The organism is Agrococcus sp. GW821-FHT14H11 (assembly GCF_058803545.1).
Genome location: NZ_JBXAPA010000003.1, coordinates 184,556 through 208,894, shown reverse-complemented (window position 1 = coordinate 208,894; position 24,339 = coordinate 184,556). Strand labels below are relative to the sequence as shown.

The window sequence follows — 24,339 nt, the reverse complement described above, 5'->3', positions numbered from 1 at the left end:
GCCCGGCTCAGTCGTGCGCGAGCGCCGACCGCACCATCATGGTGCCGATCGGCTCGGCGGCCGTGCCCGCCGCGAGCTCGGCGTCGAACAGCCCGCGGTCGGCGAGCGAGCGGAACGCGGCGTCGCGGTCGGCGGTCGCCGCGGCCAGCAGCGCCGGGTCGGCGCTCGCGCGCCAGCGCGCCATCGCCGCCTCGGTCTCTGCCTCGAGGGCGTCGAGCGCCTCGTCCCAGGCGTCCATGCGCCGCTCGTGCTCGCGCTCGGCGCGGCCGCCGCCGAGCAGGCGGGCGAGCATGCCGCGCTCCGGGGCCGCAGGCTCCTCCGCCTGCAGCCGCAGCGAGGCGGCGCGGGCCGTCTCGCACACGCGCATCGGCTCACCCGCGTGCGGCCCGAGCGCGGCGCGCTCGAGCTGCGCGAGCTGGTCGAAGTGGTCGACCGGCTCGCGCAGCCCGGCTGCCGCGTCGCGTGCGCTCATGCGCCGCGCAGCACGGCCTCGCGCAGCGTGTCGAGCCCGACGCCGCCGATGTTCAGCACGCGCATGTGGAAGCGCTTCAGGTCGAACGCGTCGCCCTCGGCGTCCTTCGCGGCATCGCGGATCTGCTCGAAGATGCGCTGGCCGATCTTGTACGACGGCGCCTGCCCGGGCCAGCCGAAGTAGCGGTTCACCTCGAACCGCACGAAGGGCTCGTTCATGTTCACGTTCGAGCGCATGAACTCGAAGGCGTAGTCGAAGTCCCACTCGCCCGTGCCGTCGAGGCGCGGCTTGCCGAGGTGCACGCCGATGTCGAGCACGACGCGGGCCGCGCGCATCCGCTGCCCGTCGAGCATGCCGAGGCGGTCGGCCGGGTCGTCGAGGTAGCCGAGCGACTCCATCAGCCGCTCGGCGTACAGCGCCCAGCCCTCGGCGTGGCCGGAGGTGCCGGCGAACGCTCGCCGCCAGAGGTTCAGCTGCTTGCGGTTGTACGTCGCCTGCGCGATCTGCAGGTGGTGGCCCGGGACGCCCTCGTGGTAGACGGTCGTCAGCTCGCGCCAGGTGTCGAACTCCGTGACGCCCTCGGGCACCGACCACCACATGCGGCCGGGGCGCGAGAAGTCGTCGGAGGGGCCCGTGTAGTAGATGCCGCCGGTCTGGGTCGGCGCGATCATGCACTCGAGCGCCGTGATGGGCTCGGCGATGTCGAAGTGGCTGCGCCCGAGCTCCTCGATCGCGCGGTCGCTCGTCGCCTGCATCCACGCCTTGAGCGCGTCGGTGCCGTGCAGCTTGCGGCTCGCATCCTGGTCGAGGAACGCGATCGCCTCCTGCACGGAGGCGCCCGGCTTGATCTCGTGCGCGATCGCCTCCTGCTCGGTGCGCATGCGCTCGAGCTCCTCGATGCCCCACGCGTAGGTCTCGTCGAGGTCGACCTCGGCGCCGAGGAAGCGGCGCGACATGAGCGAGTAGAACTCGCGGCCCACGGCGTCGACGGGGTTGGCGGATGCGGCGAGCTCGGAGCGCAGGAACTCGGCGAGCCGCGCGTGCGCCTCGGTCGCCTCGCCAGCCGCGGCCGCGAGGTCGCTGCGGAGCGACTCGGGCAGCTCCGCCTCCCCCGCCTTCGCGGACCCGGCGAACTCGTGGAAGAAGCCCTTCCCGGGCGCGTAGTCGGTGAACTGCTCGAGCACGTTGTCGATCTGGCGCGCGGCGGGCGTGTTGCCCGTCGCGATGCCGTTGCGCAGCGACGCGATGTAGCCGTCGATCGCGGCCGGCACGTTGCGCATGCGCTCGGCGATCGTCGACCAGTCGTCCTCGGTCGCGGTCGACATCAGGTCGAAGATGTCGCGGATGCCCGAGGCCGGGCTCGCGAGGTTGTTCAGGTCGCGGTCGCCCCAGCCGGAGGCCTCGACGTCGAGCTCCAGCTGCAGCTCGCGCGACAGGTCGGTCTTGGTCACCCAGTCGACGTCGTCGGCGGGCTCGGCGGCCTGGAGCGCGGCGAGCGTCTCGCGCGCGAGCTCGGCGTCGGCCCTGCGGCCCTCGGGCGAGTAGTCGCCGTAGCCGGCCTTGTCGCCCTCGAGGCCGACGTACACGTTGATCTCGGGGTTCAGCGCCGCCGCCCTGTGCACGTAGGCCTCGGCGATGCGGTCGATCTCGGTCTGCGGGCGCGACGGAGCGCCGGCGGTCTCGTCAGTCATGGCGACAGCCTAGTCAGACGAGGCGCCCCATCACCTCGCGCTCGAACAGCTCGATGCCGTCCTGCTCGAACGCGACCTCCGGCATGTAGGCGATGAGCGTGCCGAGGCCCGCCTCGCGCAGCGCGCCCACGTGGTCGAGCACCTGCTGCGGCGTGCCGACGACCGCGCCCTTCGTCGAGAAGCCGGTGCCGGCGTGCTCGGCGGGCATCGCCGAGTCGGCGCGCGCGTTCACCTCGTCGACGACGCGTCGCGCCTCCGCCTCGGTCTCCCGGACGACGATGTTGAGGTTCGAGGTCAGGCGCACCTCGGCGGGGTCGCGCCCCTCGCGCTCGAGGTGCCCGAGCAGCACGTCGCGCTTGCGGGCGAACTGCTCGGGGCTGCCGCCGAAGTTCGTCGCGTCGGCCCACTTCGCCGCGTAGCGCAGCGTGCGCTGCTCGCCGCCGCCGGCGATCCACGTGGGGATGCGCGGCCGGCCGTCGCGGCCGGTCTGCAGCGGCTGGGGGCGGCAGATCGCGCCGTCGACCGCGTACGTCTGCGACTCGATCGTCGCCTCGCCGTCGGCCCACAGGCGCTGGATGATCTGCACGCCGTCGCGGAGCGCCGAGATGCGGTCGCCGACGCCCGGGAAGCCGTAGCCGTACGCGCGCCACTCGTGCTCGTACCAGCCGGCGCCGATGCCGAACTCGAGCCGGCCGCCGGAGATGACGTCGACGGTCGCGGCGACCTTCGCGAGGTAGGCGGGGTTGCGGTAGCCCATGCACGTGCACATCTGGCCGAGCCGCACGCGGCTCGTCGTGGCGGCGAGCGCGGCCATGAGCGTCCAGGCCTCGTGCGTGGCCTCGCCGGTGGGCTGCGGCGTCGTGTGGAAGTGGTCGTAGACCCAGATCGAGTCCCACGCGCCGGCATCGGCGCGCTTCGCGACGTCGAGCATCCGCCCCCACTGGTCGGCGGGGTCGATGCCGACGAGGTCGAGCCGCCAGCCCTGCGGGACGAAGAGGCCGTACTGGAGTGCGTCGTGAGTCATGGCGCCAGCCTAGGCGCGCCGGCTGGGGCCTGCAGGAAGGTGGTACCGGCGGGATTGACAGCGCCCGTCCGGCGGAGGATCGTGCGAGCCGCAGGAGCACGCTCCGCGGAGCGCCGCGCAGCCGTTGGGAGCCGCCCATGCAGACGACCGATGGCGTCGACGCCGCGGCATCGACCGGGCGCAGGCGCTCGCACGGCGTCGCGCACCAGCTCGGCGCGACGGCGGTCGGCGCGCTCGTCGGGCTCACCTGGGCGGCCGCCCTCCGGGCCTACATGGTCGAGCTCGTCGGCACGACCTCGGTCTTCACCTGGTGGTCGGTCGGCGCGATCCTGCTGCCGGGGGCGATCGCCGGCGCGTGCATCGGGCTCGCGCATGCGCTCCACGCCCGCGGGGCGGAGCGCGCGTGGCTGCTCGGGCTCGGGCCCCTCGCGTTCGCGGTGCTGCCCTTGCTCCAGCCCGGGGCGCTCGAGAGCCTGCTCACGCAGGGCCCGGGCGGCGGGGCGATCGGCGTCGCCGCCGCGCTCGTGCTCGGCGGCTTCGGGCTGGGCTCCATCGGCCCGCGGGCGGTGCGCGTCGCGTGCCTCGTGACCGCGCTGCTGCTCGTCGTCGGCGTCGCGGCCACCGTGCCCCTCATCGGCGGCGGCAGCCACGCGCTCACGACGCCGCGCGGCGTGTGGACGACGGTGCTCGTCGCCGGCCTGCTGCTGTGCGGCATCATCGGCACCGCGACCGCCCTCCGGCCCCGCGCCGACCGACCTCGGCGCTAGTGCGCGGCGGCGTCCCAGTTCGGGCCGACGCCGACCTGCACCTCGAGCGGCACCGACAGCTCGGCGGCGCCGCCCATCTCGGCCCGCACGATGGCCTCGAGCGCCTCGCGCTCCCCCGTCGCCACCTCGAACACGAGCTCGTCGTGCACCTGCAGCAGCATGCGCGAGCCGAGCCCCTCGTCGATGATGCGCCGGTCGATCGCGATCATGGCGCGCTTGATGATGTCGGCGGCGGAGCCCTGGATGGGCGAGTTGAGCGCCTGCCGCTCGGCGTTCTCGCGCAGCACGCGGTTGGAGGAGGTGAGGTCGGGGAACGGACGGCGGCGGCCGAAGATCGTCGTCGTGTAGCCGTCGTCCTTCGCCTGCATGACCACGCCGCGCAGGTAGTCACGGATGCCGCCGAAGCGCTGGAAGTAGTCGAGCATCAGCTGCTTCGCCTCGGCCTGCGAGATGCGCAGCTGCTTCGACAGCCCGAAGGCGCTCAGCCCGTAGGCGAGGCCGTAGCTCATCGCCTTGACCTTCACGCGCTGCAGCGCGGTCACCTCGCTGGGGTCGACGCCGAAGATGCGGCTGCCGACGAAGCGGTGCAGGTCCTCGCCCGACAGGAACGCCTCGATGAGCCCCTCGTCGCCGGAGAGGTGCGCCATGATGCGCATCTCGATCTGCGAGTAGTCGGCGGTGAGCATCGTCTCGAACTCCGGCCCGTGCACGAAGGCCGAGCGGATCTCGCGGCTCACCTCGGTGCGCACCGGGATGTTCTGCAGGTTCGGGTCGTTCGAGGACAGGCGGCCGGATGCGGAGCCGGTCTGGTCGTACCGGGTGCGGATGCGCCCATCGTCCTGGATCGCCCGCAGCAGCGTCTCGATGATCTGCGCGAGCTTCGTCGTCTCGCGGTGCTGCAGGAGGAGCCCCAGGAACGGGTGCGGGTTGGTCTCCTGCAGGTCGGCGAGCGCCTGCGCGTCGGTCGAGTAGCCCGTCTTCGTCGCGCGCGTCTTGGGCATGTCGAGCTCCTCGAAGAGCACGGCCTGCAGCTGCTTCGGGCTGCCGAGGTTGACCTCGTGGCCGATCTCGGCGTAGGCGGCCTCGGCGTGGCCGGCCGCCTGCTCGCGCATGCTGTCGAGGATGCGCTGCAGCACCGCGCGATCCATCTGCACGCCCTGCTGCTCCATGCGCACGAGGGCGGGCATGAGCGGCAGCTCGATGTCGTCGAGCACGCCGAGCGTGCCCGGGTCGAGCCGCGGCCGCTGCGCGCGCGCCACCTCGCCCGTGAGCCACGCGACGGTGCCGAGCTCCTCCGGCTCGATCTCGGGCACCAGCTGGTTCGGGTCGGGCGCCGGGAGCGTCGCCCCGAGCAGCGCCTCGGTCTGCCAGTCGAGCTCGAAGGTCTTCGGCGGGGCGGTCGGCGTCGCGAGCCAGGCGGCCACGCGCGTGTCGTGCGCGGCGCCGCCGAGCGACAGCCCTGCGCGCTCGAGGAGCTTGATCGAGGCCTTCACGTCGTGGAGCGCCTTCGGGGCGTCCGACGCGAGCCAGGCCGCGAATCCGTCGTAGTCGGCCGTGCCCGCCTTGTACGGCACGTACGCGCTCGCGCCCTCGGTCGCGACGCCGAAGCCGGCGATGCCGCCCGCGCCGTCGCCGGCGATCGACACGGCGACCGTGCCGGCCGCGCGCGCGAGCCACAGGTCGAGCTCCTCGTCGACGAGCTTCTGCACCGCGGGCGCCTGCACCTGCGGCTCGAGCGCCGCGGCCGACTCGCCGCTGCCCTCCTGCTTGAGCACGCGGTCGAGCAGCGTGCGGAACTGCAGGCGCTGGAAGACGTCGCGGAGCTTCGCCTCGTCGACCTGCCCGCGCGTGAGCTCGTCGAGGCTGACGCCCAGCTCGACGTCGGTGAGCAGCTGGTTGAGGCGGCGGTTGCGCTCGGCGCGCTCGCGCTGCTCGCGCAGGTTGTTGCCGACGACGCCCTTGATCTCGTCGGCGTGCGCGAGCAGGTTCTCGACCGTGCCGTACTGCGTGATCCACTTGACGGCCGTCTTCTCGCCGACCTTGTCGATCCCGATGAGGTTGTCGCTCGTCTCGCCCACGAGCGCCGCGATCTCGGGGTACTGCGCGGGCTCGATGCCGTAGCGCTCGCGCACCGACTCGGGCGTGTAGTGCTTCAGCTCGGAGACGCCGCGCACCGACGGGTAGAGCAGCGTCACGTCGTCGTTCACCAGCTGGATCGTGTCGCGGTCGCCCGAGACCACGAACACGCGCATGCCCGCCTGCGCGCCCTGCACCGAGAGCGTCGCGAGGATGTCGTCGGCCTCGTAGTCCTCCTTCGAGAGGGTGCGCACGCCCATCGCGTGCAGCGCCTCCTCGAGCAGCGGCACCTGGCCCTTGAACTCCTTCGGCGTCTCGTCGCGCGTGCCCTTGTACTCGGCGTACTCGCGGGTGCGGAACGAGAAGCGGGAGATGTCGAACGCGACCGCGAGGTGCGTCGGCCTGTGGTCCTGCAGCAGCTTGAGGAGCATCGACAGGAACCCGTGGATGGCGTTGGTGTGCTGCCCCTCCGAGTTGACGAAGTTCTCGAGCGGGAGGGCGAAGAACGCCCGGAACGCGAGCGAGTGGCCGTCGATGACCATGAGGGTAGGCTTCGTGTCCGACACGGCAGTCAGCCTAGCCCGCGTCACCGACACGGCCGCCGAGCACGGGAGACCCGCGTGACCCAGCCCATCCAGCCCGACGAGGCCGCGCAGCGACTGCTGCAGGAGCGCGAGGGCAGGCCGGGCGGCGAGCTCGCGGAGCGCATGGGCATCGAGTTCCTCGAGCTGTCGGCCGAGCGCTCGGTCGCGCGGATGCCGGCGGAGGGAAACCGGCAGCCGGTCGGCTTCGTGCACGGCGGCGCCTACTGCGTGATCGCCGAGACGCTCGGCTCCGTGAGCGCCAACATCCACGCCGGCCCCGGCCGGTACGCCGTCGGCGTCGACCTCAACGCGACGCACACCCGCTCGATCACGAGCGGCTGGGTGACGGCGGAGTGCACCGCGCTGCACCTCGGCCGGTCGATGACCGTGCACGAGATCGTCTGCCGCGACGACGAGGGCAGGCGCGCCTCGACGATCCGCATCACGAACTTCGTGAAGGACCGCTGACCGCCTCCCCGCCCCTCGAGTGGCGCCTCCCGCGACTGAGTGGCGCCTCCCGCGATCGAGTGGCGCCTCCCGCGATCGAGTGGCGCCTCCCGCGATCGAGTGGCGCCTTCCGTCATCGAGTGGCGGCTCCGGCGATCGAGTGGCGGCTCCGGCGATCGAGTGGCGGCTCGCCGCGATCAGGCCGCCTCCCAGGAGGAGTACCGCCGGTGCGCAGCGACGATCGTGCGCAGCAGCGCCTCACCGCCGTCGGCAAGGTCGTCGCGGGTGACCGTGATGATGCGCCAGCCCTCCGCGCGCAGCCTCGCGAGCCGGACGGCATCGCGGGCTCGCTGCTCCGGATCCTCGTGGTGCTCCCCGTCGTACTCGACGCCGAGCCGCAGGTGCGGCCAGCTGAGGTCGAGGCGCGCCACGAAGCAGCCTGCAGCATCGACGACCTCGTGCTGGAGCACCGGCTCCGGCAGCGCTCGGAGGATCAGCAGCCGCACGAGCGACTCCCGCGGCGACTCCGCGCCGACGCGCACGAGCGCGAGCGCGCGTCGTGCGCGGTTCAAGCCGCGCGCGCCGGCATAGCGGCGCAGCGCCTCCGTGAGCTCCTCGAGCGCCATCGGCTCGCGCCGCTTCGGCGACACCAGCCAGTCGCCGACGGCGACGAGCTCCTCGACGGTCAGGAGCGTCGCGACATGGACGAAGGCGTCGGCCCGAGCCTCCACGCGCATCCCGTCGACCTCCGTCGTCGCCGACTTCAGCCGATGGCCGACGACGCCGGGCCGGTGCATCCGGGCGCGTCCCGTCGGCGAGGCGAGGTGCACCCGCGCCTCCTGCTCGAAGCGAGCTGGGAGCGGCATCCCGTGGATGCGTGCGGCGGTGGTGTGCGAGAAGAACTGGTCGTCCTGTGCGAGCGCGCGCACGGCCTCGAGCAGCGCGCGGCCCTCGTCGCCGATCGCCGCGGTGATGCGGACGCCGCGCGCGGGTGTGGTGAAGGCCATCGAACGGAGCTCTGCGGCCGAGTAGCCGCGCTCGAGTCCGGCACGGACGGTGAAGCCGTGAGGGGTGTCCATGGCTCGCATGGTGACGCCCGCCCGCATCCGTTGTCGCCGCGGACGGGCGGGGTGTGGATAGAACGGATGTGGTGGGGGCGCCACTCGACCGCAAGGCGCGCCACTCGATCGCGCAAGTCGCCACTCAGTCGCGGGAGGTGCCACTCAGTCGCTGGAGGCGCCACTCAGTCGCGGGAGGCGCCACGCAGTCGCGGGAGGCGCCACTCGATCGGGCGAGGCGCCACTCACACGGGGGCAGGCGCCGCGCGGAGGGCGGGGGCGGCGGGCGGCTACTTCTTGGGGGTGCCGAGCTGCTCGATGACGGCCTGGGCGACCTCGGCCATCGTCAGGCGGCGGTCCATGGACGCCTTCTGGATCCAGCGGAACGCCTCCGGCTCGGCCAGGCCCATGCGCTGGTTGAGCAGGCCCTTCGCGCGGTCGACGAGCTTGCGCGTCTCGAACCGGTCGGAGAGGTCGGTGACCTCGGCCTCGAGCGCGCGGATCTGGTCCCAGCGGGCGAGCGCGATCTCGATCGCCGGCAGCAGGTCGTTCTGCGTGAACGGCTTCACGACGTAGGCGAGCGCCCCGGCCTCGCCGGCGCGCTCGACGAGCTCCTTCTGGCTGAAGGCGGTGAGCAGCACGACGGGCGCGATCTTCGCGGCGCCGATGCGCTCGGCGGCGGTGATGCCGTCCATCTTCGGCATCTTCACGTCCATGACGACGAGGTCGGGCTCGAGCTCGGTGGCGAGCTCGACGGCGCGCTCGCCGTCGCCGGCCTCGCCGACGACCTCGAAGCCGGCGGCCTGCAGGGTCTCGACGATGTCGAGGCGGATGAGCGACTCGTCCTCGGCGACGAGCACCCGGCGTGCGGAGGATGCGGTCGGTGCGGCAGCCGCGTCGATCTGGGGCTCGGCGAAGAGGTCGTCGGTCATGAGCACTAGCCTAGTGTTCGGCCGACCGGGCGGATGCCCCGGCCCTCGCCGGTGTGGCGGAACAGGCAGACGCGGCGCACTCAAACTGCGCTTCCGCGAGGAGTGTGGGTTCGAGTCCCACCACCGGCACGAAGCCCGGCAGGTCCACTGGACCGGCCGGGCTTCGCGAGGTGCTGGCGGCTACGCCTCCGCGGGGTGCGGCACCGACTGGTGCACGACCTCGATGCGGCGCTTGCCGTGGTACGCCGGCACGGCGTCGGCGTGCACGTCGCCGACCCGGTGGATGCGCAGGTCGTTCGTCGAGCCGGAGGTGCCGGGCGGCATGCCCGAGATCACCACGACCTTGTCGCCGACCTGCGCGAGGCGCTTGCCGATGAGCACGTCGTCGACCTGCGCGATCATCTCGTCGGTGTGCGTCACGCGGTCGACCAGGTGCGTCTGCATGCCCCAGATCATCTGCATGCGCGACTCGATCTCGGGGTCGGGCGTGAAGCCGAACATCGGGATCGAGGTGCGCAGGCGCGACATGCGGCGCGCCGAGTCGCCCGACTCGGTGAAGACGACGATCGCCTTCGCCTCGACGAACTCCGCGACCTCGAGCGCGGCGAGCGTGATCGCGCCGCCCTGCGTGCGCGGCTTCGTGCCGAGCGGGGGGATGCGGCCGAGGCCGTCCTCCTCGGTCGCCTCGATGATGCGCGCCATCGTCTTGATCGTGACGATCGGGTGCTTGCCGACGCTCGTCTCGCCCGACAGCATCACCGCATCCGCGCCGTCGAGGATCGCGTTGGCGCAGTCGCTCGCCTCGGCGCGCGTCGGGCGGGGGCTCTCGATCATCGACTCGAGCACCTGGGTGGCGACGATGACCGGCTTCGCCCAGCGGCGTGCCAGCTCGACCGCGCGCTTCTGCACGAGCGGCACCTGCTCGAGCGGCAGCTCGACGCCGAGGTCGCCGCGGGCGACCATGATCGCGTCGAACGCGTCGATGATGTCGGCGAGGTTCTCGACCGCCTGCGGCTTCTCGATCTTCGCGACGACGGGCAGCTTCCTGCCCTCCTCCGCCATGATCTCGTGCACGCGCTCGATGTCCTTCGCGTCGCGCACGAAGGAGAGGGCGATGATGTCGGCGCCCAGCTGCAGCGCCCAGCGCAGGTCGTCCTCGTCCTTCTCGCTCAGCGCGGGCACGTTGACCGCGACGCCGGGCAGGTTGATGCCCTTGTTCGAGCTCACCGGCCCGCCGACGACGACCTCGGTGACGACGTCGGTGTCGGTGACCTCGACCGCGCGCAGCACGATGCGGCCGTCGTCGATCAGCAGCGGGTCGCCCGGCTGCACGTCGGCCGGAAGGCCCTTGAACGTGGTGCCGGCGCGCTGGCCGTCGCCCTCGACCTCGTCGGTGGTGATCGTGAACCGGTCGCCCTCGGCGAGGTCGTACGGGCCGCCGGGGATCTTGCCGAGGCGGATCTTCGGCCCCTGCAGGTCGACGAGGATGCCGACCGGGATCCCCAGCTCGTCGCTCGCCCTGCGGATGTCGGCGTACACCCCCTCGTGGACGGTGTGGTCTCCGTGGCTCAGGTTCATGCGCGCGACGTTGACGCCGGCCGCGATCGCGGCCTTCGTCTGCTCATAGCCGGCCAGTGCCGGGCCGAACGTCGCGACGATCTTGGCTCTTCTCATCGTCAGCTCGCTTTCATCGGCGCGCCGCCTGGGTGGGATCGGCGCGGACGTCTCCATACTCCCAGGTCGCCGCGCCGAGCGCGCCACACGGGCGGCTCGGCACGGCGCGGGTCACACTGCCGCGAAGGGGCGGTCGGTCGCGCGCACGGGCGACGGCAGCGCCGTCTCGCCCTCGAGGTAGGCGTCGACCGAGGCCGCCGCGGCGCGGCCCTCGGCGATCGCCCACACGATGAGCGAGGCGCCGCGGCCGGCGTCGCCGGCGACGAAGACGCCCGGCGTGCCGGTCGCGAAGTCGGCGCCGCGCTGCGGCACGCCGCGCTCGAACGGGACCTCGAGCGCCTCGCCGATCGACGCATCCGCCCCCGTGAAGCCGAGCGCGAGCAGCACGAGGTCGGCGGGGATCTCGCGCTCGGTGCCGGCCTTCGGGCGGCGCGTGCCGTCGACGATCTCGGTGTCGGCGACCTTGAGCGCGCGCACCTCGCCCGCGGCGTTCGCGAGGAACTCGACGGTCGAGACGAGGTAGCTGCGCTCGCCGCCCTCCTCGTGGCTCGACTGCTCCTCGAAGAGCGTCGGGTGCACGGGCCACGGCTGGTGCTCGGGCCGCTCGCTCGGCGGCTGCACGCCGATCGCGAGGTTCGTCACCGACAGCGCGCCCTGCCGATGCGCGGTGCCGATGCAGTCGGCCCCGGTGTCGCCGCCGCCGAGGACGACGACGTGCTTGCCGGATGCGGTGATCTGGTTGGCGGGGACGGTGCCGGCGACCGCGCGGTTCTGCTGCACCAGGTAGTCCATCGCGAGGTGCACGCCGTCGAGCTCGCGCCCGGGGATGGGCAGCTCGCGGGCGACGGGGGCGCCCGTGGCGACGACGATCGCGTCGAAGCGGTCGCGCAGCTGCTCCCACGTGATGTCGCGGCCGATCTCGACGCCCGCGCGGAAGCGCGTGCCCTCGGCCTGCATCTGGGCGAGCCGCGCCTCGAGCGTGCGCTTCTCGAGCTTGAAGTCGGGGATGCCGTAGCGCAGCAGGCCGCCGATGCGGTCGTCGCGCTCGTACACGGCGACCGTGTGGCCGGCGCGCGTGAGCTGCTGCGCCGCCGCGAGGCCCGCAGGGCCGGAGCCGACCACCGCGACCGTCTTGCCCGTGAGGCGCGCGGGCGGGTGCGGCTCGGTCCAGCCGTTCGCGAACGCCTCGTCGGCGATCGTCTGCTCGATCGACTTGATCGTCACCGCGGGCTGGTTGATGCCGAGCACGCACGACGACTCGCAGGGCGCCGGGCACAGGCGCCCGGTGAGCTCGGGGAAGTTGTTCGTCGCGTGGAGCCGGTCGCTCGCGGCGCGCCCCTCGCCCCGCCACGTGAGGTCGTTCCACTCGGGGATGAGGTTGCCGAGCGGGCAGCCCTGGTGGCAGAACGGCACGCCGCAGTCCATGCAGCGGCTCGCCTGGCGCCGCAGCACCGCCTTGTCGCCGGGCTCGCCGATCTCGCGCCAGTCGAGGATGCGCACCGGCACCGGCCGCTTCTTCGGGAGCTCGCGCTCCGTCACCTTCAGGAAGCCACGAGGGTCAGCCACCGGTCACCTCCAGGATCCGCCGCCAGATGTTGTCCGAGTCGGGGTCGACCCCCTGCGCCTGCGCGTCGAGGCGGATGGACTGCACCATCGCCCAGTCGCGCGGCACGATCTTCGAGATGCCGGCGAGGCCGGAGTCGAGCACCGCCTGCGCCACCGTCGAGCCGGTCAGCTCGACGTGCCGGGCGAGGATCGCGCGCAGCTCGATCTCGTCCTCCTCGCTCGGCTGCTCGACGCGCAGCTCGCCCTGGTGGAACGAGTCCTGGTTGAGCAGCCGCTCGTCGAGGTCGAGCACGTAGGCGACGCCGCCCGACATGCCGGCGCCGACGTTGCGGCCGGTGGAGCCCAGGATGACCGCGGTGCCGCCGGTCATGTACTCGAGCGCGTGGTCGCCCGCGCCCTCGCAGACCGCGGTGGCACCGGAGTTGCGCACGAGGAACCGCTCGCCGACGATGCCGCGGAGGTAGAGCTCGCCGCTCGTGGCGCCGTACCCGATGACGTTGCCGGCGATCACGTTCTCCTCGGCGACGAGCGCCGCGTCCTCGGGCGGGCGCACGGTGATGAGGCCGCCGGAGAGGCCCTTGCCGACGTAGTCGTTCGCGTCGCCGACGAGGCGCAGCGCGATGCCGCGCGGCACGAAGGCGCCGAGCGACTGGCCGGCGGAGCCGCGGAGCGTCAGGTCGACGGTGCCGGGCTCGAGGCCCCGCGCGCCGGCCCGCAGCGTGACGGCGTTGCCGAGCATCGTGCCGACCGCGCGGTCGGTGTTGGCGATCTCGAGGTCGAGCTCGAGCCGCTCCCCCGCGTCGATCGCGCGCTCGAGCTGCGCGAGCAGCCGGCTGTCGAGCTGCTCGTCGAGCTCGTGGTCCTGCGCGGTCGTGCGCCGGGGCGCGCCGTGCGCGCCGTCGGGCTGCGCGAGCACGGGCGCGAGGTCGAGCCCGTCGGCCTTCCAGTGCGCCACCGCCCGGTCGACCTGCAGCAGGTCGCCGCGGCCGATCGCCTCGTCGAGGGTGCGCAGGCCCAGCGACGCGAGGATCTCGCGCACCTCCTGCGCGATGAACTCGAAGAACTGCACCACGAACTCCGGCTTGCCCGTGAAGCGCTGCCGCAGCACGGGGTTCTGCGTCGCGACCCCCACCGGGCACGTGTCGAGGTGGCAGACCCGCATCATGATGCAGCCCGAGACCACGAGCGGGGCGGTGGCGAAGCCGAACTCCTCTGCGCCGAGCAGCGCGCCGATGATGACATCGCGGCCGGTCTTCAGCTGGCCGTCGACCTGCACGCTGACGCGCTCCCGCAGGCCGTTGACCATGAGCGTGTGCTGCGTCTCGGCGAGGCCGATCTCCCACGGGGTGCCCGCGTGCTTCAGCGAGTTGAGCGGGCTCGCGCCCGTGCCGCCGTCGTGGCCGGAGACGAGCACGACATCCGCCTTCGCCTTCGCCACGCCCGCCGCGACCGCGCCGATGCCCGACTGCGACACGAGCTTGACGTGCACGCGCGAGCGCGGGTTGGAGCGCTTCAGGTCGAAGATGAGCTGCTTGAGGTCCTCGATCGAGTAGATGTCGTGGTGCGGCGGGGGCGAGATGAGGCCCACGCCCGGCGTCGCGTGCCGGGTCGAGGCGACCCACGGGTACACCTTGCCCGGCGGCAGCTGGCCGCCCTCGCCGGGCTTCGCGCCCTGCGCCATCTTGATCTGGATGTCGTCGGCGTGCGTGAGGTACATGCTCGTCACGCCGAAGCGGCCGGAGGCGACCTGCTTGATGGCGCTCCGCCGCTCGGGGTCGAGCAGCCGCTCCTCGGTCTCGCCGCCCTCGCCGGTGTTCGACTTCGCGCCGAGCCGGTTCATCGCGATCGCGAGCGTCTCGTGCGCCTCCTGCGAGATGGAGCCGTAGCTCATCGCGCCGGTCGAGAAGCGCTTCACGATCTCGGAGACCGGCTCGACCTCGTCGATCGGGATGGGCTGGGCCGCGTCCGTGCGGAGCCCGATGAGGCCGCGCAGCGTCTTGAGCTCTGCCGCCTGGTCGTCGACCATCCGCGTGTACTCGCGGAACACGTCGTAGCGGCCCGTGCGCGTCGAGTGCTGCAGCTTGAAGACCGTCTCGGGGTTGAACAGGTGCGGCGCGCCGTCGCGGCGCCACTGGTACTCGCCGCCGGTCGCGAGGCGCTCGTGGGCGAGCGGCGCGCGCTCGTCCGGGTAGGCGGAGCGGTGCCGCAGCCGGTTCTCCTCGGCGATGACGTCGAGGTCGACGCCGCCGAGCGGCGAGTGGGTGCCGGTGAAGTAGCGGTCGACGAGCTGCTGCGAGAGGCCGATCGCCTCGAACGCCTGCGCGCCGCCGTAGGAGCCGACGGTCGAGATGCCCATCTTCGACATGATCTTCGTGACGCCCTTGCCGAGCGCCTTGATGAGGTTGCGCACCGCGGTGTCGACGTCGGCGCCGAGCTGGCCGGTGAGGGCGAGCTGCTCGGCGGTCTCCATCGCGAGGTACGGGTTGACGGCGCTCGCGCCGTAGCCGATGAGCAGCGCCACGTGGTGCACCTCGCGCACGTCGCCGGCCTCGACGACGATGCCGGCCCGCATGCGGGTGGATGCGCGGATGAGGTGGTGGTGCACGGCGCTCGTCATGAGGAGCGTCGGGATGGGCGCGAGCTGGTCGGTCGAGTCGCGGTCGGAGAGCACGATGAACTGCGCGCCCTCGGCGATCGCCTCGTCGACCTCTCGGCACATCGCCTCGAGCCGCCGCTCCATCGCCTCGGGCCCGTCGTCGACGCGGTAGAGCCCCTTCACGACGACCGTGCGGCGGGAGCCCGGCGTGCGGTCGATCGAGCGGATCTTCGCCAGCTGGTCGTTGTCGATCACGGGGAAGTCGAGGATGATCTGGCTCGCGTGCGAGGGCGTGGCCGTGAGCAGGTTGCGCACGGGGCCGAGCCCCATCGACATGCTCGTCACGATCGACTCGCGCAGCGAGTCGAGCGGCGGGTTGGTCACCTGCGCGAACGCCTGCTTGAAGTAGTCGAACAGCAGCCGCGGTCGCTCGGCGAGCACGGCGATCGGGGTGTCGGAGCCCATCGCGCCGAGCGGCTCGGCGCCGGTCTTCGCCATCGGCGCGATGAGGATCCGCACCTCCTCCTCGGTGTAGCCGAAGGTGCGCTGGCGGCGGGTGACGGATGCGGCGGTGTGCGCGACGTGCTCGCGGTCGGGCAGGTCGGCGAGGTGGATGCGGCTCGATTCGAGCCACTCGCCCCACGGCTCCATCGCGGCGAGCTGCTGCTTGACCTCCTCGTCGGGCACGAAGCGGCCCGCCTCGGTGTCGATGAGGAACAGCCGGCCCGGCTGCAGGCGCCCGCGGCGCACGACGCGGCTCGGCTCGATCGGCAGCACGCCGGTCTCCGAGGCGAGCACGAACAGCCCGTCGGAGGTCTCGAGCCAGCGCCCGGGGCGCAGGCCGTTGCGGTCGAGGGTCGCACCGACGAGGCTGCCGTCGGTGAAGCTGATCGCCGCCGGCCCGTCCCACGGCTCCATGAGCAGCGAGTGGTACTCGGCGAAGTCGCGCAGCTCCTGCGGCATGTCGGGCTGGTTCTCCCACGCCTGCGGGACCATCATCATGATCGCGTGCGGGAGCGAGCGGCCGGCGAGCGTGAGCAGCTCGAGCACCTCGTCGAACGAGGCGGAGTCGCTCATGCCGGGCGTGACGATCGGCTTCAGCGGCCGCAGGTCGCCGAGCAGCTCGCTCGCGAGCTGCGACTCGCGCGCGCGCATCCAGTTGCGGTTGCCCTCGACCGTGTTGATCTCGCCGTTGTGCGCGATCATCCGCAGCGGCTGCGCGAGCGGCCACGACGGGAACGTGTTCGTGGAGTAGCGGGAGTGGACGATCGCGAGCTTCGTCTCGAAGCGCTCGTCGGACAGGTCGGGGTAGAACGGCTCCAGCTGGAGCGTCGTCACCATGCCCTTGTACGTGATGGTGCGGCTCGAGAGCGACGGCAGGTACTCCCCCACCTCGCGCTCGACGCGCTTGCGCAGCCGCCACGCGAGCCGGTCGAGCTCGATGCCGGCCACGGGCGAGCCGGCCGACGCGATGAAGACCTGCTCGATCGCGGGCATCGCGCTGCGGGCGAGCTTGCCGAGCGCGTCGGGCACGGTCGGCACCTCGCGCCAGCCGAGCACCCGCAGGCGCTCCTGGCCTGCGATCTCCTGCAGCTGCTCCTTCACGCGCGCGCGGTGCGCGTCGTCGAGCGGCAGGAAGGCGAGCCCGGCGGCGTACGCCCCCGCCTCGGGCAGCGGGAACGGCACCGAGGCCCGCAGGAACGCATCCGGCATCTGCGTCAGGATGCCGGCGCCGTCGCCGGTGCCCGCGTCGGAGCCGACCGCGCCGCGGTGCTCGAGGTTGCGCAGCGCGTCGAGCGCGAGCGCGACGATGTCGTGCCCGGCGGTGCCGCGGGTGGTCGCGACCATGGCGAGGCCGCACGAGTCGCGCTCATGGCGCGGGTCGTACATGCCCGTCGCCGCGGGCGCGCCCATCCCCTGGAACCGGTCTCCCCCGAACGGGGGCTCGCTGGATGCTCGCATGGTGCTCCTTCAGCTGCTGCTGCGGTGGGAGCGGGACGCCGTCGGCCCGCGGCGCGCGAGGAGCGCGCAGGACTACCTGGTGACGACCGCGGGATCTGCGGCGGGCTCGGCCTCGTCCTGGGTGCGGGACTCGGGGAGCTCGGTGTAGACATCCGAGTCTACGCCCTCCTGCGTGCCCGGCTCGCGCCCTGGCTGCCACGGCGAGGGCTCGAGGCCCGGGTGGCGTCGCGTCTGCACGATCCAGACGACGAGTCCGACCGCGATCGCGAGGAACGCCATCCACACGTTGGTGCGGATGCCGAGGATGAGCTCGGACGGGTCGACGCGGATCGTCTCGAACATCGAGCGGCCCACGCCGTACCAGATGAGGTAGAGCGCCACGAGGCGGCCCCACTGCACGTCGCGCCTGCGGTCGATCCACAGCAGCAGCGCCGCGCCGAGCACGTTCCAGACGATCTCGTAGGCGAAGGTCGGGTGGAAGAGCGTGCCCTCGGGCAGACCCACGGGGAACGCGGGGTTGGTCGCCTCGATCTCGAGGCCCCACGGCAGCGCGGTGGGCTGGCCGAAGAGCTCGTGGTTGAACCAGTTGCCGAGCCGGCCGAAGGCCTGCGCGAGCAGCAGCCCGGGCGCGAGCGCGTCGACGAACGTCGTGAACCGCAGGCCGGTCTGGCGGCAGCCGATCCAGATGCCGATGGCGCCGCCGATGAGCGAGCCGAAGATCGCGATGCCGCCCTCCCAGATGTAGAGGGCGCTCAGCGGGTCGCGGCCGGGGCCGAAGTAGTCGTCGGGGTGCGAGACGACGTGGAAGACGCGCGCGGCGACGATGCCGAGCAGCACGGCCCAGACGGCGATGTCGATGACGTACCCGGCCTCGACGCCCCGCTGGCGCAGGCGCCAGCCGGTGAGCACCGCGGCGACGACGATGCCCGCGAGGATGCACAGCGCGTAGGTCTGGATGCCCCAGCCGGCCGGCACGAACGTCAGGCCGATGCTGTGCAGCCACTGCCCGATCGGCACCTGCTGCCACTCGGGCGGCGGGCTCGGGATGCTCTGGAGGAGAGGTGTCACGCGGAAGCGCCCTTCTCTGTGCTGTGGGTCGACCCTGTGCTGGGGGCCGGCGTGCTGGGGGCCGGCGCGCCGGCGGCCTGAGTGCCTGCGGCGGCCGGGCCGTCGTCGAGTGTACCGGCGGCGAGGGAGGCGGCGAGCTCGCGGACGGCGGGCACGCCGCCGGCGCCGAGCGCCCGCACGAGCGCCGAGCCGACGATCGCGCCGTCGGCGTAGGTGAGCACGTCGCGCACCTGCTCGGCGGTCGAGATGCCCAGGCCGACGCACCGCAGCGCCTCGGTGCCGACGGATGCGGCGCGGGCGGCGATGCGGTCGGCGAGCGCCCGCGCGGCGAGGTCGACGTCGTTCCGCGCACCGGTCGTGCCCATGGTCGAGACGGTGTAGACGAAGCCGCGCGAGCCAGCGACGGCCGCGTCGATGCGCGCGTCGGAGGAGGACGGCGCCGCGAGGAACACTCGGTCGAGGTCGTGCCGCTCGGCGGCCTCGAGCCAGTCGCGGCCGTTCTCGGGCGTGAGGTCGGGCGTGATGAGGCCCGCGCCGCCCGCGGCGGCGAGCCGCTCGGCGAAGCGGTCGACGCCGTAGCGCAGCACCGGGTTCCAGTAGGTCATCACGAGCACCGGCGCGCTCGTGCGGGCGGTGATCGCCGCGACGGCCTCGAAGAGCTCCTCGAGGCGGAAGCCGCGCTCGAGGGTCGACTGGGTCGCGGCCTGGATGACCGGGCCGTCCATGCCGGGGTCGGAGTAGGGCACGCCCAGCTCGATCGCCGTGCAGCCGGCCTCGGCGATCGCGACGGCCGCCTCGATGCTCGTGGCGAGGTCGGGGAAGCCGACCGGCAGGTAGCCGATCAGCGCGCGGCTGCCGCTCGCGCGGATGGCGTCCTCGGTGCGGCTCACAGCTGCTGCGCCCCTTCGTCGAGCAGGTGGAACCAGCGCCCGGCGGTCGCGACGTCCTTGTCGCCGCGGCCCGACAGCGACACCAGCAGCGTCGAGCCCGGCTGCTCCTTCGCGAGCCGCAGCGCGCCCGCGATGGCGTGCGCCGACTCGATGGCGGGGATGATGCCCTCGGCGCGCGTGAGCGCGAGGAACGCATCCATCGCCTCGGTGTCGCTCACCGGCTGGTACTCGGCGCGGCCGAGGTCGTGCAGCCACGCGTGCTCCGGGCCGACGCCCGGGTAGTCGAGGCCGGCCGAGATCGAGTGCGACTCGAGCGTCTGGCCCTCGTCGTCCTGCAGCAGGTACGTGCGCATGCCGTGCAGCAGCCCCGGCGCGCCGCGCTCGATCGAGAGCGCGTGGCGGGCGGTCTCGGCGCCGTCGCCGGCCGCCTCGAGGCCGATGAGGCGCACGTCGGCGTCGTCGAGGAAGGCGTGGAAGATGCCCATCGCGTTCGAGCCGCCGCCCACGCACGCGAGCACCGCATCCGGGAGCCCGCCGGTGAGGGCGATCGTCTGCTCGCGCGCCTCGTCGCCGATGGCGCGGTGGAAGTCGCGCACCATCTCGGGGAACGGGTGCGGGCCGGCGACGGTGCCCATGAGGTAGTGGGTGCTGTCGACGTTCGCGACCCAGTCGCGCAGGCCCTCGTTGATCGCGTCCTTCAGCGTGCGGGAGCCGCTCTTCACCGGCACCACCTCGGCGCCGAGCAGCCGCATGCGGGCGACGTTGAGCGCCTGGCGCTCCGTGTCGACCTCGCCCATGTAGACGACGCACTCCATGCCGAACAGCGCGGCCGCCGTCGCGGTCGCGACGCCGTGCTGGCCGGCGCCGGTCTCGGCGATCAGGCGCGTCTTGCCGAGCCGCTGCGCGACGAGCGCCTGCCCGAGCACGTTGTTGATCTTGTGGCTGCCGGTGTGGTTGAGGTCCTCGCGCTTGAGGAGGATGCGGGCGCCGGCCTGCTCGCTCAGCCGCGTCGCGTCGGTGAGGAGCGACGGGCGGCCCGTGTAGTCGCGCGACAGGCGCGCGAACTCGGCCTGGAAGGCGGGGTCGGCCTTGCACTCGGCGTAGCACTCGGCCAGCTCGTCGATCGCCGCCATGAGCGGCTCCGGCATGAAGACGCCGCCGTAGGCGCCGAACCACGGCCCGTGCTGCTCCCGCAGCGACGGGGACTGCTGCGATGCGCTCATGCTGCCCTCCCGAACTCCGCGACGCGCGACTCGGGGTCGCCGTCGGTGACCAGTGCCTCGCCGACGAGCACGGCGTCGGCGCCGTCCTGCCGGTAGCGCGCGACGTCGGCAGCGGTGCGCACGCCCGACTCGGCGACCGCGACGGTGCCCGCGGGGATGCGAGCGCGCAGCTCCGCGAAGCGCTCGGGGTGCATCGCGAACGTCTTGAGGTCGCGGGTGTTGACGCCGAGGATGCGCGCCTCAGCACCGAGGGCCGCGTCGATCTCGCGCTCGTCGTGCACCTCGACGAGCACCGACAGGCCGAGGCCCTCGGCCTCGCGGTGCAGCTGCCGCAGCCGCGCGGGCTCGAGCGACGCGGCGATGAGCAGCACGAGGTCGGCGCCGAACGCGCGCGCCTCGAGCAGCTGGTACTCGTCGGCGATGAAGTCCTTGCGCAGCACCGGCACCGAGACCGCGGCGCGCACGGCGCGGAGGTCGTCGAGGGAGCCGAGGAAGCGGCGCTCCTCGGTGAGCACGCTGATGGCGCTCGCGCCGCCGGCGGCGTAGCGCGCGGCGAGCGATGCGGGCTCGGGGATGTCGGCGAGCGGGCCCTTCGAGGGGCTCGCCCGCTTCACCTCGGCGATGATGTGGGGACCCGGCGAGTCGGCCTTCGGCGTGCCGAGGATCCGGGCGGCGTCGAGGGGCGCGGGCGTGCGCTCGGCGATCGCCTGCAGCCGCTCGAGCGGCAGGCTCTCGCGGCGTCGCGCCGCGTCCTCGAGCGCGCCCGCGGTGAGCGCGTCGAGCACGCTCAGTGGGCCGTCGGCCCGTGGCCGGCCCGCGTCAGGATCGGCCACAGCACCGCGCCGATCACGAGCAGGCCCGCGCTCGCCCACACGAGCATCGGCATGTCGAGGAAGAAGAACAGCGTGCCGAGGGTGATCGCGACGAGCATGACGATGACGCTGATCCACGCGGCGCGCGAGTTGCCGTGGCCGGGGTCGACGAACGCGGGGTCGTAGTCGGCGATGTGCAGCTCGGCTGCGTGGTCGTCGGTGATGCCGGTGCGTGCGCTCACGGTGCTCCTCAGGTCGATCTGCTCGGCGCGCGCCGCGCGCCTGCCTCGAGTCTACCGAGTCGGGTCCTCGCCGTCGTCCATGGCGTCCCACGCGAGCCCGGAGCCCGTGCGCTCGTAGCGGGCGGTGCGGGGCGCCCGCGCGGGCCACCGGTGCGCGGTGAGCAGCACCCAGACGCCGGCGAGCGCGGCGAGCGCGCCGCCCGCGGTCGCGGCGCTCGACCAGCCGGTCGTCGCGAGCTCGGCGACCTCCGCCTGCTGCGCCGTGCCGGCGAGGCCCGTCGCCTCGGCGACGAGCGCCTCGAGCGCGGGCCCGACCCCGGCGACTGCGCCCGCGGCGTGCACGGCCATCAGCACGCCGAGCGCGAGCGCGAGCGCTCCGAGCACCAGGCGCCAGACGCGACCCGCGAGCGGCAGCACGAGCGCGAGCGCCACGGTCGCGAGCGACAGGATCGTCAGGCCGCCGGCGATCTCCTGCCCCGCGGTCGCGAGCATCCGCCCGTCGACGAGCGCGACGGTCGCCCACGGCTGCGTGGCGCCGAGCAGGCCGAGCGCGCCGGCCACGAGCAGCGCGAGCACCGCGACGACGCGGCCGCTCGGCCCGCGCCGGGCGCCCGCCGCCTCGCTCACGGCCGGTGCCGCATGGTGGAGGCGACCGCCACCGCGCGCAGGGGCGCCGCGGCCTTCGCCCGCACCTCCTGCAGCTCGGCGTCGGGGTCGCTGTCGGCGACGAGCCCCGCGCCCGACTGCACGTGCGCGACGCCGTCGCGCATCGTGACGGTGCGGATCGCGATCGCGAGGTCGGCGTCGCCCGCGAGGTCGAGCCAGCCGACCACGCCGCCGTAGACGCCGCGCTGCGCGGGCTCGAGCTCGTCGATCAGCTCGAGCGCCCGCGGCTTCGGCGCGCCCGAGAGCGTGCCGGCCGGGAACGTCGCGCGGAAGGCGTCGACCGCGGTCGCGTCCTCGCGCATCCGGCCCTCGACGGTCGAGACGATGTGCATGATGTGGCTGAAGCGCTCGATCGCCATGAGCTCGGTCACCGCGACGGTGCCCGGCGCGCAGACCTTCGCGAGGTCGTTGCGGGCGAGGTCGACGAGCATCACGTGCTCGCTGCGCTCCTTCGGGTCGGCGAGCAGCTCGTCGGCGAGCGCGCGGTCGGCGACCGCGTCGTCGCCGCGCGGACGGCTGCCGGCGATCGGATGCATCGTGGCGCTGCCGTCGTGCACGGTCACGAGCGCCTCGGGGCTCGACCCGACGACGGCGTAGGCGCCGCCGTCGGCGTCCTCGAGCGAGAGCAGGTACAGGTACGGCGAGGGGTTCAGCATGCGCAGCACGCGGTACACCTCGAGCGGCTCGGCGTCGGTCTCGAGGTCGAAGCGCGCCGAGAGCACCACCTGGAAGACGTCGCCGTCGACGATGTGCCGCTTCGACGTCTCGACCATGGCGCGGAACGCGTCGGCCCCGACGCGCGCCCGCGCGTCGGGGGCGGCGCCGCGGTCGAGCGCCGCGACCGAGCCGGGCGCGTCGCGCTGCAGGCCGGCCTCGAGCGCGTCGAGCCGGTCCTGCGCGTCGCGCCACAGCGCATCCGCGCCCTCGTGCCCGTCGTTCAGCACGTTCGCGACGAGGTGCGCGGCGCCCGTGCGGTGGTCGAGCACCACGAGCGAGGCGGCGAGCGACATCGCGATCGCCGGCACGTCGACCTCGCGCGCGGGCGGCTGCGGCAGGCGCTCGAGCTCGCGCACCGCCTCCCAGCCGATGTGGCCGATGAGGCCGCTCGTGAGCCGCGGGAGGCCGTCGATGCGCGGCGTCGCCCAGCGGCGCAGCACGTGCTCGACGGTCTCGAGGCCGGTGCGCGGCGCGTCGTCGCCGAGCAGGCGCTCGCGGCTGACGCGGTCGGAGCGCCACTCGACGCGGTCGCCGTCGGCCGTGAGCGTGCCGAACGACTCGACGCCCACGAACGAGTAGCGGTTCCACACGCCCTGCTGCGCCGACTCGAGCAGGAACGTGCCCGGTCGACCGGCGGTGAGCCGGCGGTAGACGCCGACGGGCGTCTCGGCGTCGAGGAAGACCTCGCGCACGACCGGCACGACCCGGTGCGCCTCGAGCAGCGCCTCGAAGCCGGCCCGGTCGGTGGAGCCGGTCACGGCCGCTCCCCCAGCTCGATCGGCGTGAAGAAGCACGAGCGGGCGCCGGTGTGGCACGCGGGCCCCGTCTGGTCGACCCGGATGAGCAGGGCGTCGCCGTCGCAGTCGAGCGCGATCGAGCGCGGCACCTGGATGTTGCCGGAGGTGTCGCCCTTGCGCCAGTACTCCTGGCGCGAGCGCGACCAGAAGGTCACGCGGCCCTCGGTCGCCGTGCGGCGCAGCGCCTCGTCGTCCATGTAGCCGACCATCAGCACGTCGCCGGTGGCGTCGTCCTGGATGACCGCGGCCACGAGGCCGTCGGCGTCCTTCTTCAGCGGCGGGATGCGCATCCCATCCTCCGTCGGCGTCGCCGTCATCGCACCGTCACCCCCGCCGCGCGCATCGCGTCCTTGACCTCACCGATCGTGCACTGGCCGCTGTGGAAGATGCTCGCGGCGAGCACCGCGTCGGCACCCGCCTCGACCGCGGGCGCGAAGTGCGCCGGCTCCCCCGCGCCGCCCGAGGCGATCACCGGGGTCGTCGCCACCGCGCGCACCGCGCGCAGCAGCTCGAGGTCGAAGCCCTGCTTCGTGCCGTCGGCGTCGATCGAGTTCACGAGCAGCTCGCCGACGCCCCGCTCCACGCCCTCCCGCGCCCAGGCGAGCGCGTCGAGCCCCGCGCCGCGAGAGCCGCCGTGCGTCGTCACCTCGAAGCCCGAGGGCTGGTCGGCGGCGCGCCGCACGTCGAGCGACAGCACGAGCACCTGCGAGCCGAAGTCGGCAACGATGCGGTCGATGAGCCCCGGGTCGCGGATCGCCGCGGAGTTGACGCCCACCTTGTCGGCGCCGTGCGCGAGCAGGCGCGCGACGTCGTCGCGGCTGCGCACGCCGCCGCCGACGGTGAGGGGGATGAAGATCTGCTCGGCGCAGCGCTCGACCACCTCGAGCATCGTGCCGGCGTCCTCGACGGTCGCCTTCACGTCGAGGAAGGTCAGCTCGTCGGCGCCCTGCTCGGCGTAGCGCGCGGCGAGCTCGACCGGGTCGCCCTGGTCGGTGAGGCCCTGGAACTGCACGCCCTTGACCACCCGGCCGTGCGCGACGTCCAGGCAGGGGATGACGCGGGTCGCGAGCACGGC

20 protein-coding genes and 1 tRNA gene are annotated in these 24,339 nt (G+C 73.3%); 3 read left to right on the top strand and 18 right to left on the bottom strand.

Going from position 1 to position 24,339, the window contains the following annotated elements; genetic code table 11:
- Positions 1 to 7: 7 nt before the first annotated feature.
- The 3 genes from AC1RNL_RS04925 to AC1RNL_RS04915 are packed head-to-tail and all read right to left on the bottom strand — an operon-like array spanning position 8 to position 3,187.
- Positions 8 to 472 carry a hypothetical protein gene (locus tag AC1RNL_RS04925; protein ID WP_128190112.1) on the bottom strand — a complete coding sequence of 155 codons (465 nt, stop codon included), beginning with the start codon at positions 470 to 472 and terminating at the stop codon, positions 8 to 10.
- Positions 469 to 2,163 (bottom strand): DUF885 domain-containing protein, encoded by a 1,695-nt coding sequence (locus AC1RNL_RS04920; RefSeq protein WP_128190111.1) that lies wholly within the window; start codon positions 2,161 to 2,163, stop codon positions 469 to 471. The genes AC1RNL_RS04925 and AC1RNL_RS04920 overlap by 4 nt, the downstream gene beginning before the upstream one ends.
- A 13-nt stretch (positions 2,164 to 2,176) precedes the next feature.
- Entirely contained in the window at positions 2,177 to 3,187 is a 1,011-nt protein-coding gene (locus AC1RNL_RS04915) for an LLM class F420-dependent oxidoreductase (protein WP_146356160.1), read from the bottom strand.
- Between the two features lie 137 nt (positions 3,188 to 3,324).
- Here AC1RNL_RS04915 and AC1RNL_RS04910 point away from each other — a divergent pair, with 137 nt between their 5' ends.
- A complete protein-coding gene (locus AC1RNL_RS04910; RefSeq protein WP_492934601.1) occupies positions 3,325 to 3,954 on the top strand; it encodes a hypothetical protein in 630 nt (209 codons plus the stop codon).
- On the opposite strand, the gene polA is transcribed toward AC1RNL_RS04910, so the two are convergent.
- On the bottom strand, positions 3,951 to 6,572 hold the full coding sequence (gene polA / locus AC1RNL_RS04905) for a DNA polymerase I (protein WP_492934646.1): 2,622 nt from the start codon (positions 6,570 to 6,572) through the stop codon (positions 3,951 to 3,953). The genes AC1RNL_RS04910 and polA overlap by 4 nt on opposite strands.
- A 90-nt stretch (positions 6,573 to 6,662) precedes the next feature.
- Between polA and AC1RNL_RS04900 the strand changes: the two genes are divergently transcribed.
- Positions 6,663 to 7,082: a PaaI family thioesterase gene (locus tag AC1RNL_RS04900; RefSeq protein ID WP_225792745.1), complete on the top strand. Its 420-nt coding sequence runs from the start codon at positions 6,663 to 6,665 to the stop codon at positions 7,080 to 7,082.
- Between the two features lie 176 nt (positions 7,083 to 7,258).
- On the opposite strand, the gene AC1RNL_RS04895 is transcribed toward AC1RNL_RS04900, so the two are convergent.
- Complete coding sequence (locus AC1RNL_RS04895) at positions 7,259 to 8,140, bottom strand: endonuclease domain-containing protein (protein WP_364193952.1); 882 nt, start codon at positions 8,138 to 8,140, stop codon at positions 7,259 to 7,261.
- Between the two features lie 269 nt (positions 8,141 to 8,409).
- Entirely contained in the window at positions 8,410 to 9,051 is a 642-nt protein-coding gene (locus AC1RNL_RS04890) for an ANTAR domain-containing response regulator (RefSeq protein ID WP_128189714.1), read from the bottom strand.
- A gap of 47 nt (positions 9,052 to 9,098) precedes the next feature.
- On the opposite strand from AC1RNL_RS04890, the gene AC1RNL_RS04885 reads away from it, so the two are divergent.
- Positions 9,099 to 9,180: transfer RNA gene (locus tag AC1RNL_RS04885), tRNA-Leu, on the top strand.
- A 51-nt stretch (positions 9,181 to 9,231) separates the two neighbouring features.
- On the opposite strand, the gene pyk is transcribed toward AC1RNL_RS04885, so the two are convergent.
- The 12 genes from pyk to hisF all read right to left on the bottom strand — a co-directional run bounded on the left by pyk (position 9,232) and on the right by hisF (position 24,336).
- Positions 9,232 to 10,725 carry a pyruvate kinase gene (gene pyk / locus AC1RNL_RS04880; protein ID WP_310125162.1) on the bottom strand — a complete coding sequence of 498 codons (1,494 nt, stop codon included), beginning with the start codon at positions 10,723 to 10,725 and terminating at the stop codon, positions 9,232 to 9,234.
- Between the two features lie 111 nt (positions 10,726 to 10,836).
- Positions 10,837 to 12,291 (bottom strand): glutamate synthase subunit beta, encoded by a 1,455-nt coding sequence (locus AC1RNL_RS04875; protein WP_246991076.1) that lies wholly within the window; start codon positions 12,289 to 12,291, stop codon positions 10,837 to 10,839.
- Positions 12,284 to 16,849 (bottom strand): glutamate synthase large subunit, encoded by a 4,566-nt coding sequence (gltB, locus tag AC1RNL_RS04870; RefSeq protein ID WP_492934600.1) that lies wholly within the window; start codon positions 16,847 to 16,849, stop codon positions 12,284 to 12,286. Before gltB ends, AC1RNL_RS04875 begins: the two co-directional genes overlap by 8 nt.
- Before the next feature lie 72 nt (positions 16,850 to 16,921).
- On the bottom strand, positions 16,922 to 17,917 hold the full coding sequence (gene lgt, locus AC1RNL_RS04865; protein WP_364193959.1) for a prolipoprotein diacylglyceryl transferase: 996 nt from the start codon (positions 17,915 to 17,917) through the stop codon (positions 16,922 to 16,924).
- The gene (gene trpA, locus AC1RNL_RS04860; RefSeq protein ID WP_492934599.1) at positions 17,914 to 18,807 is read right to left on the bottom strand and encodes a tryptophan synthase subunit alpha; all 894 of its coding nucleotides are present in this window, start codon (positions 18,805 to 18,807) and stop codon (positions 17,914 to 17,916) included. Before trpA ends, lgt begins: the two co-directional genes overlap by 4 nt.
- The gene (gene trpB / locus AC1RNL_RS04855; RefSeq protein ID WP_146356176.1) at positions 18,804 to 20,030 is read right to left on the bottom strand and encodes a tryptophan synthase subunit beta; all 1,227 of its coding nucleotides are present in this window, start codon (positions 20,028 to 20,030) and stop codon (positions 18,804 to 18,806) included. Before trpB ends, trpA begins: the two co-directional genes overlap by 4 nt.
- Positions 20,027 to 20,863, bottom strand: a complete 837-nt coding sequence (gene trpC, locus AC1RNL_RS04850) for an indole-3-glycerol phosphate synthase TrpC (protein WP_492934598.1) — start codon at positions 20,861 to 20,863, stop codon at positions 20,027 to 20,029. Before trpC ends, trpB begins: the two co-directional genes overlap by 4 nt.
- The gene (locus AC1RNL_RS04845; protein WP_128189717.1) at positions 20,818 to 21,036 is read right to left on the bottom strand and encodes a DUF6704 family protein; all 219 of its coding nucleotides are present in this window, start codon (positions 21,034 to 21,036) and stop codon (positions 20,818 to 20,820) included. The genes trpC and AC1RNL_RS04845 overlap by 46 nt, the downstream gene beginning before the upstream one ends.
- Positions 21,037 to 21,135: 99 nt before the next feature.
- A complete protein-coding gene (locus AC1RNL_RS04840; protein WP_400530338.1) occupies positions 21,136 to 21,711 on the bottom strand; it encodes a Trp biosynthesis-associated membrane protein in 576 nt (191 codons plus the stop codon).
- A complete protein-coding gene (locus tag AC1RNL_RS04835) occupies positions 21,708 to 23,225 on the bottom strand; it encodes an anthranilate synthase component I (RefSeq protein ID WP_492934597.1) in 1,518 nt (505 codons plus the stop codon). The genes AC1RNL_RS04840 and AC1RNL_RS04835 overlap by 4 nt, the downstream gene beginning before the upstream one ends.
- Positions 23,222 to 23,554, bottom strand: a complete 333-nt coding sequence (gene hisI, locus AC1RNL_RS04830) for a phosphoribosyl-AMP cyclohydrolase (RefSeq protein ID WP_492934596.1) — start codon at positions 23,552 to 23,554, stop codon at positions 23,222 to 23,224. The genes AC1RNL_RS04835 and hisI overlap by 4 nt, the downstream gene beginning before the upstream one ends.
- Before the next feature lie 23 nt (positions 23,555 to 23,577).
- Positions 23,578 to 24,336: an imidazole glycerol phosphate synthase subunit HisF gene (gene hisF / locus AC1RNL_RS04825; protein ID WP_128189704.1), complete on the bottom strand. Its 759-nt coding sequence runs from the start codon at positions 24,334 to 24,336 to the stop codon at positions 23,578 to 23,580.
- Between the last annotated feature and the right edge of the window lie 3 nt (positions 24,337 to 24,339).

What these genes read in the sequence shown, in the direction of transcription:
- AC1RNL_RS04925 (WP_128190112.1), bottom strand. Translation starts at nt 472, where the DNA reads ATGAGCGCACGCGACGCGGCAGCCGGGCTGCGCGAGCCGGTCGACCAC.
- AC1RNL_RS04920 (WP_128190111.1), bottom strand. Translation starts at nt 2,163, where the DNA reads ATGACTGACGAGACCGCCGGCGCTCCGTCGCGCCCGCAGACCGAGATC.
- AC1RNL_RS04915 (WP_146356160.1), bottom strand. Translation starts at nt 3,187, where the DNA reads ATGACTCACGACGCACTCCAGTACGGCCTCTTCGTCCCGCAGGGCTGG.
- AC1RNL_RS04910 (WP_492934601.1), top strand. Translation starts at nt 3,325, where the DNA reads ATGCAGACGACCGATGGCGTCGACGCCGCGGCATCGACCGGGCGCAGG.
- polA (WP_492934646.1), bottom strand. Translation starts at nt 6,572, where the DNA reads ATGGTCATCGACGGCCACTCGCTCGCGTTCCGGGCGTTCTTCGCCCTC.
- AC1RNL_RS04895 (WP_364193952.1), bottom strand. Translation starts at nt 8,140, where the DNA reads ATGGACACCCCTCACGGCTTCACCGTCCGTGCCGGACTCGAGCGCGGC.
- AC1RNL_RS04890 (WP_128189714.1), bottom strand. Translation starts at nt 9,051, where the DNA reads ATGACCGACGACCTCTTCGCCGAGCCCCAGATCGACGCGGCTGCCGCA.
- pyk (WP_310125162.1), bottom strand. Translation starts at nt 10,725, where the DNA reads ATGAGAAGAGCCAAGATCGTCGCGACGTTCGGCCCGGCACTGGCCGGC.
- gltB (WP_492934600.1), bottom strand. Translation starts at nt 16,849, where the DNA reads ATGCGAGCATCCAGCGAGCCCCCGTTCGGGGGAGACCGGTTCCAGGGG.
- trpB (WP_146356176.1), bottom strand. Translation starts at nt 20,030, where the DNA reads ATGAGCGCATCGCAGCAGTCCCCGTCGCTGCGGGAGCAGCACGGGCCG.
- hisI (WP_492934596.1), bottom strand. Translation starts at nt 23,554, where the DNA reads ATGCGCATCCCGCCGCTGAAGAAGGACGCCGACGGCCTCGTGGCCGCG.